Source organism: Actinosynnema sp. NPDC059335, assembly GCF_042752395.1.
Classification (GTDB): Bacteria; Actinomycetota; Actinomycetes; order Mycobacteriales; family Pseudonocardiaceae; genus Actinosynnema.
This window is the reverse complement of the sequence record NZ_JBHYXZ010000057.1, coordinates 41,633-47,632: the sequence shown is the minus strand read 5'-3', so window position 1 is coordinate 47,632 and position 6,000 is coordinate 41,633. Positions and strand designations below refer to the sequence as shown.

Here is a 6,000-nt window from a genome sequence, read left to right as displayed (position 1 = left end):
CCGCAGACCTGACGGCGGGAGGGTCCGCAGCGCCGCCGGTGAAAGCCGTAGCGGTGCGCGCGGAGCCCTCCCCGCGCGCCCGGGGGTCTACCTACTGTCGGGTGCAGGTGATCACTCGCAGTGGGGGTTCCGATGGCGGCCCGGCCCTACCCGTTCCCCGAACCGGACGACCTCGACGTCCACGAGACCTACCTGGAACTCCAGCGGGACGAGCCGGTGGCCAGGGTGCGCCTGCCGTACGGCCGCGAGGCGTGGCTGGTCACCCGGTACGCCGACGCGAAGGTCGTGCTGGCCGACCCGAGGTTCCGCCGCGCGCCGGTGATGGACGCTGAGTACGACCCGCCGCGGACCATGCCCGAGGTGCCGCGCATCACCACCATCCTCAGCATGGACCCGCCGGAGCACACCCGGCTGCGCCGGATCCTGGCCAAGGCGTTCACCGCCCGCCGCACCGCCCAGCTGCGGGAACGCGCCCAGCAGATCGTGGACGGCCTGCTGGACGCGATGGAGGAGCAGGGACCGCCGGCGGACCTGGTCGACGCCCTGTCCATGCCGGTCGCCATCACGCTCATCAGCGAGATGCTCGGCGTGCCGGACCTCGACCGGGTGAAGTTCCGGGAGTGGTCGGACGCGGCGGTGGCGATCACCGCGTTCACCGTGCCGGAGATCGAGGCGGGCGCGGCGTCGCTGCGCGCCTACATCCGCGACCTGGTCGAGGAGAAGCGCCGCAACCCCGCCGACGACATGCTCACCGTGCTGGTGCACGCGCACGACAACGACGACCGGCTCACCGAGGAGGAGCTGGTGTCGTTCGGCGTCACGCTCCTCATCGCGGGTCACGAGACCACCGGCAGCGAGATCAGCAACTTCGCCTACCAGCTGCTGACCCACCCGGACCGGCTGGCCGAGCTGCGCGCCGACCCGTCGCTGCTGCCCGCCGCCGTGGAGGAGCTGCTGCGGATCACCAAGCTGTCCGGCGCGCCGGGGTTCCCCCGGATCGCCACCGCGGACGTGGAGCTGTCCGGCGTGACGATCCGCGCGGGCGAGGCGGTCTTCGTGGACGGCCTGGTCGCCAACCGCGACCCCGCCGTGTTCCCCCACCCCGCCGAGATCGACTTCCACCGCCCGCACAACCCGCACTTCGCGTTCGGCCACGGCGTGCACCACTGCATCGGCGCGCCCTTGGCAAGGATGGAGTTGCAGGTGTCCCTCTCGAGCCTGCTCACTAGGTTCCCGAACCTGGAGTTGGCCGACGACGTCGTGTTCAAGAAGGGCAGACTGGTCCGCGGCCCGGAACGCCTGCTGGTGAGGTGGTAGACCGATGAGCGAGTGGACGATCGAGGTCGACCGGGGCACGTGCCTCGGGACCGGGATGTGCACGTCGATCGCGCCGGGGCACTTCCGGCTCGAAGGCGGCACGTCCACGCCGGTCAACAGCACCGTCGACCCCGACGACGCGGTGATCGACGCGGCGGAGTCGTGCCCGATGGAGGCCATCCTGGTCCGCTCCGCCGACGGCTCGGTCCTCGCGCCGGAGAACTAGTCGAAAAAAAGTCCGGCCGATCGCGTCATAGCCGTGTGACGTGCGCGTTCCTCCTCTGCGCGGCTCATTCGGGGTGGGCCGGGCTTGCCGCGGCAGCGACCCCCTCCCCCTGGGCCGCCGCCGGGGTGGGCGGTGCGCGGGCGGCCATTCGGGGAGTGACGGGTCGCCCGCGCACCACCCGAACTAGGCTCACGTCCCATGTCCAACCGGCGTATCGGCGTCATGGGTGGCACCTTCGACCCGGTGCACCACGGCCACCTCGTCGCGGCCAGCGAGGTCCAGGCCCGGTTCGACCTCGACGAAGTGGTGTTCGTGCCGACGGGCCAGCCGTGGCAGAAGGGCGACCGCGAGGTCAGCCCCGCCGAGGACCGCTACCTGATGACGGTCATCGCCACGGCGTCCAACCCGCGGTTCTCGGTCAGCCGGGTCGACATCGACCGGCCGGGCCCCACGTACACCGTGGACACGCTGAGCGACCTGAAGGACACGTACCCGGACGCGGACCTGTTCTTCATCACCGGCGCGGACGCGTTGGAGCAGATCCTGTCCTGGCGGCGGGCCGACCGCGTGTTCGACCTCGCCCACTTCATCGGGGTCACCCGACCGGGTTATGAGCTGGTCGACACGCACCTGCCGCCGGGCGCGGTGTCGCTGGTGGAGGTGCCCGCGATGGCCATCTCCTCGACCGCCGTGCGCGACCGGACGGCCTCCGGCCTGCCCGTCTGGTACCTCGTGCCGGACGGTGTCGTGCAGTACATCTCCAAGCGCCGGCTTTACTCGATGCCGGACTGAGCGCGGACGCCGGTACCCTCATTGACTCGTGTGGGCGTATCGGCGTCCGCCGGTGTGATGAGGAGTGACGTGGCAGCCACCGACGAGGCACGACGGTTGGCGCTGGTCGCCGCTAACGCGGCAGCCGACAAGAAGGCGCACGACGTGATCGTGCTCGACGTGTCCGACCAACTGGTGATCACGGACTGCTTCGTGATCGCCTCCGCTCCCAACGAGCGGCAGGTCGGCGCGATCGTGGACAACGTTGAGGAGAAGTTGCGCGAGGCCGGGCGCAAGCCGGTCCGCCGCGAGGGCGCGCGCGAGGGTCGTTGGGTGTTGCTGGACTTCGTGGACGTCGTCGTGCACGTCCAGCACGTCGAGGAGCGCACCTTCTACGGCCTGGAGCGGCTGTGGAAGGACTGCCCGCGCATCGAGTTCGACGCCGGGCCCCCGGCCGACGAGGCCGCCGGGGTATGACGCTGAACCGGCTCGTGCTGTGGCGGCACGGTGAGACCGACTACAACGCGACCGGCCGCATGCAGGGCCACCTGGACTCGGTGCTGACCGAGACCGGGTGGAACCAGGCCCGGTTCGCGGTGCCGGTGCTCGCCGGGTTCACGCCCGAGCTGGTGGTGGCCTCCGACCTGCACCGCGCCCGGGACACCGCCACGGTGTTCACCGAGGCGACCGGGGTCGGCCTGCGCATCGACGAGCGGCTGCGCGAGACGCACCTGGGCAAGTGGCAGGGGCTGACCCCGGCCGAGATCGAGGTCGAGTGGCCGGGCGCGCTGGACCTGTGGCGCGTCGACGGCACGCTCGCGCCGCCGGAGGGGGAGACCCGGGTCGAGGTCGCCGAGCGCGCGCTGGCCGTGGTGTCCGAGGTGGACGAGGAGTTCTCCGGGACGGTCATGCTGTGCGCGCACGGCGGGCTGATCAGCGCGTTGACCGGGCGGTTGCTGGAGCTGCCGGTCGACCGCTGGGCGTTGCTGGGCGGGATCGGCAACTGCCACTGGACGGTGTTCACGCGGCGGCCGCACGGTGACGGCCGGTGGCGGCTGTCGTCGTACAACGCCGGTATCACCCGGTGAGACTGCTCGTCCTCGGCGACTCCCTGTCGTTCCACGGCCCGCAGGGGCCACTGCCCGCCGACCACCCCCGGCTGTGGCCGAACGTCGCCGCGTCGGCGTTGGGCGGGCACGCGGAGCTGGCGGCGGGGTTCGGCTGGACCGCCCGGGACGCGTGGTGGTCGCTGACCGGGGACCCGAGGGTGTGGTCGTTGCTGCCGCGCACGGACGTGGTGGTGCTGGCCGTCGGGCACATGGACACGCTGCCGTCGCCGTTGCCGACGTACCTGCGGCAGGGGCTGCGCTACCTGCGGCCGGACGGGCTGCGGCGACGGGCGCGGGCGGGGTACCGGACGTTGCAGCCGGTGCTGTCGCGGGCGTTCCGGGGGCGCCCGGTGGCGCTGCCGCCGCACCTGACCGTGCGGTACCTGGACGACTCGGTGCGCGCCGTGCGTGCCCTGGAGCCGGGGATCGGGGTGGTCGGGATGACGCCCTCCGTGCACCGGTCGGCCGCTTACGCGGGGGTGCACCAGGGGCGTGCGGCGGGGGAGCGCGCGGTGCGTGCGTGGGCGCGCGGGGCGGACGTGCCGCTGCTGGACGTGCCGCCGCTGGTGGGCGACCACGTCGGGTCACCGTGCGGCAACCCGGACGGCATGCACTGGGGGTGGGAAGGGCACGAGCGGGTCGGGCGGGCCATGGCGGAACTGATCAGGTCCGTGGCGGTCGGCCACCCGGGTCCGGTCGAGCCGTAGTCTCGGCACTCGTGTCCACCACGATCGTCACCGACTCCACGGCGTACCTGCCCGAGGGGTTCGCCGAGCGGCACGGCATCCGGGTCGTGCCGCTGCACGTGGCCGTGGACGGTCGCAGCAGGCTGGACGGGGTGGACTTCGGCCCGGCGGAGCTGGCCGCGGCGCTGGGGGAGCACCGGCGGGTGACCACGTCGCGGCCGACGCCGGGCGAGCTGGCCGACGTGTACCGCGCCGCGCTGGCCGACGGCGCCGACGCGATCGTGTCCGTGCACCTGTCGCGCGACCTCTCCGGCACGTGGGAGGCCGCGCGGTTGGCCGCGGAGGAGGTCGACCCGACCCGGATCAGGGTGGTCGACTCGCGGGCCACGGGCATGGGGCTGGGGTTCGCCGCGCTGGCCGCGTGCGCCGCAGGCGACGACGCGGACCGCGCGCGGGAAGCCGCCGCGGCCGCCGCCTCCCGGGTCAGGATGTTCTTCTGCGTGGAGACGCTGGACCACCTGCGGCGGGGCGGGCGGATCGGCGCGGCCGCCGCGCTGGTCGGGACGGCGCTGGCGGTGAAGCCGCTGCTGCACGTGGACGACGGTCGGATCGTGCCGCTGGAGAAGGTGCGCACGATGGGGCGGGCGATGGGCCGGCTGGTCGACCTGGCCGCGTCGGCGGCGGGTTCCGGGCCGGTCGTGCTGGCTGTCCACCACCTGGCGGCCCCGGAGCGCGCGGCGGAACTCGCGACGTTGCTGGACGACCGCGTCCCCGGCTCGACCGGATGCCTGATCTCCGAGGTGGGAGCGGTGATCGGGGCGCACACGGGTCCCGGCGTGCTCGGTGTGGTGGTCCTGCCCGGAGGCGTGTCGTAGCCCTCGTTATCCATCATTCGGCAGTTATCCACAGATTCCGAACACCCTCCCCACGCCCTGCTCCGTCCGGCCTAACGTCGATCGCATGTTCGACAACAACCCGGAAACCACGACCGCCCGCCTGAAGGCCCTCGTCTCGCAGGAGCGGGGCAGGCACCGCGCGTCGGACGCCGAGACCCTGGTGTTCGTCTCGTCGGACGGTGGCGCCGACCCTCCCCACCCGCTGCGCCGCCTCCTGCGCCGCTGGCTGCCCGAAACGACCGTCCCGCACCGACGCAGGCTCCTGCTCGCGGGCGTGATGGCCGGCGTGGCGCTGGCGGTCGCCCTGGCCCTGTGGTGGCAGCGCTTGGTGCCGGAGAGCCCGCCGGAACTCCCCGTGGCGGAGGCCGCCGCCGTCACCCGTGCCGAGGAGCACCTGGTCGTCAACGTGGTCGGCCTGGTGCCCACGCCGGGCCTGGTGACCGTGCCGAGCGGGGCCAGGGTGGCCGACGCCCTGCGCGAGGCGGGCGGAGCGCACCCGACCGCCGACCTCACCACGCTCAACCTCGCCCGCAAGGTCGTGGACGGGGAGCAGATCGCCGTGGGCATCCCGTCACCGCAACCGGCCGGCGCCGCCACCGAACCGCTGAACCTCAACACCGCGACCAAGGACCAGCTCGACACGCTGCCGGGCGTCGGCCCCGTGACGGCACAGCGGATCGTCGACCGACGGCAGAAGCGCGGCCCCTTCACCTCCCTGGACCAGCTCGCCGAGATCGAAGGCATCGGCGACCAGAAGCTCGCCAAACTCCGCGACCTCGTCCGTCTCTGACACCCCGACCCCTCGACGCAACAGGAGCCCGACCGTGCCCGACAACCACCGACCCGACGCCACCCACCGTCCCGTCATCCCGTTCCGGCGGCCCGAACCCGCCCCGCTCCCGCACCGACGCACCGCTCCGCCGACCCGTGCCCGCCACCTGATCCGCCGCATCCTCACCCGCCTGACCACCCTGTCGAGGTCGCGCTGGCTGGGC

8 protein-coding genes are annotated in these 6,000 nt (G+C 72.9%); all 8 read left to right on the top strand.

Annotated features, from left to right (window positions below; translation table 11 throughout):
- The first annotated feature begins 120 nt into the window (after positions 1 to 120).
- The 8 genes from ACFXGA_RS19480 (at position 121) to ACFXGA_RS19445 (ending at position 5,795) form a co-directional block, all read left to right on the top strand.
- Positions 121 to 1,317: a cytochrome P450 gene (locus ACFXGA_RS19480; protein WP_378089740.1), complete on the top strand. Its 1,197-nt coding sequence runs from the start codon at positions 121 to 123 to the stop codon at positions 1,315 to 1,317.
- A gap of 4 nt (positions 1,318 to 1,321) precedes the next feature.
- A complete protein-coding gene (locus ACFXGA_RS19475) occupies positions 1,322 to 1,543 on the top strand; it encodes a ferredoxin (RefSeq protein ID WP_378089738.1) in 222 nt (73 codons plus the stop codon).
- A 198-nt stretch (positions 1,544 to 1,741) separates the two neighbouring features.
- Complete coding sequence (gene nadD / locus ACFXGA_RS19470) at positions 1,742 to 2,335, top strand: nicotinate-nucleotide adenylyltransferase (RefSeq protein WP_378089735.1); 594 nt, start codon at positions 1,742 to 1,744, stop codon at positions 2,333 to 2,335.
- A gap of 69 nt (positions 2,336 to 2,404) precedes the next feature.
- The gene (gene rsfS, locus ACFXGA_RS19465; RefSeq protein WP_378089733.1) at positions 2,405 to 2,791 is read left to right on the top strand and encodes a ribosome silencing factor; all 387 of its coding nucleotides are present in this window, start codon (positions 2,405 to 2,407) and stop codon (positions 2,789 to 2,791) included.
- The gene (locus ACFXGA_RS19460) at positions 2,788 to 3,402 is read left to right on the top strand and encodes a histidine phosphatase family protein (protein WP_378089731.1); all 615 of its coding nucleotides are present in this window, start codon (positions 2,788 to 2,790) and stop codon (positions 3,400 to 3,402) included. Before rsfS ends, ACFXGA_RS19460 begins: the two co-directional genes overlap by 4 nt.
- Positions 3,399 to 4,130 (top strand): diglucosylglycerate octanoyltransferase, encoded by a 732-nt coding sequence (gene octT / locus ACFXGA_RS19455; protein ID WP_378089729.1) that lies wholly within the window; start codon positions 3,399 to 3,401, stop codon positions 4,128 to 4,130. The genes ACFXGA_RS19460 and octT overlap by 4 nt, the downstream gene beginning before the upstream one ends.
- A gap of 11 nt (positions 4,131 to 4,141) precedes the next feature.
- On the top strand, positions 4,142 to 4,984 hold the full coding sequence (locus tag ACFXGA_RS19450; protein WP_378089727.1) for a DegV family protein: 843 nt from the start codon (positions 4,142 to 4,144) through the stop codon (positions 4,982 to 4,984).
- A gap of 85 nt (positions 4,985 to 5,069) precedes the next feature.
- The gene (locus ACFXGA_RS19445; RefSeq protein WP_378089725.1) at positions 5,070 to 5,795 is read left to right on the top strand and encodes a helix-hairpin-helix domain-containing protein; all 726 of its coding nucleotides are present in this window, start codon (positions 5,070 to 5,072) and stop codon (positions 5,793 to 5,795) included.
- The last annotated feature ends 205 nt before the right edge of the window (positions 5,796 to 6,000 follow it).

Excerpts from the sequence above, each read along its gene's own strand:
- ACFXGA_RS19475 (WP_378089738.1), top strand. The coding sequence starts at position 1,322 with ATGAGCGAGTGGACGATCGAGGTCGACCGGGGCACGTGCCTCGGGACC.
- nadD (WP_378089735.1), top strand. The coding sequence starts at position 1,742 with ATGTCCAACCGGCGTATCGGCGTCATGGGTGGCACCTTCGACCCGGTG.
- ACFXGA_RS19460 (WP_378089731.1), top strand. The coding sequence starts at position 2,788 with ATGACGCTGAACCGGCTCGTGCTGTGGCGGCACGGTGAGACCGACTAC.
- ACFXGA_RS19445 (WP_378089725.1), top strand. The coding sequence starts at position 5,070 with ATGTTCGACAACAACCCGGAAACCACGACCGCCCGCCTGAAGGCCCTC.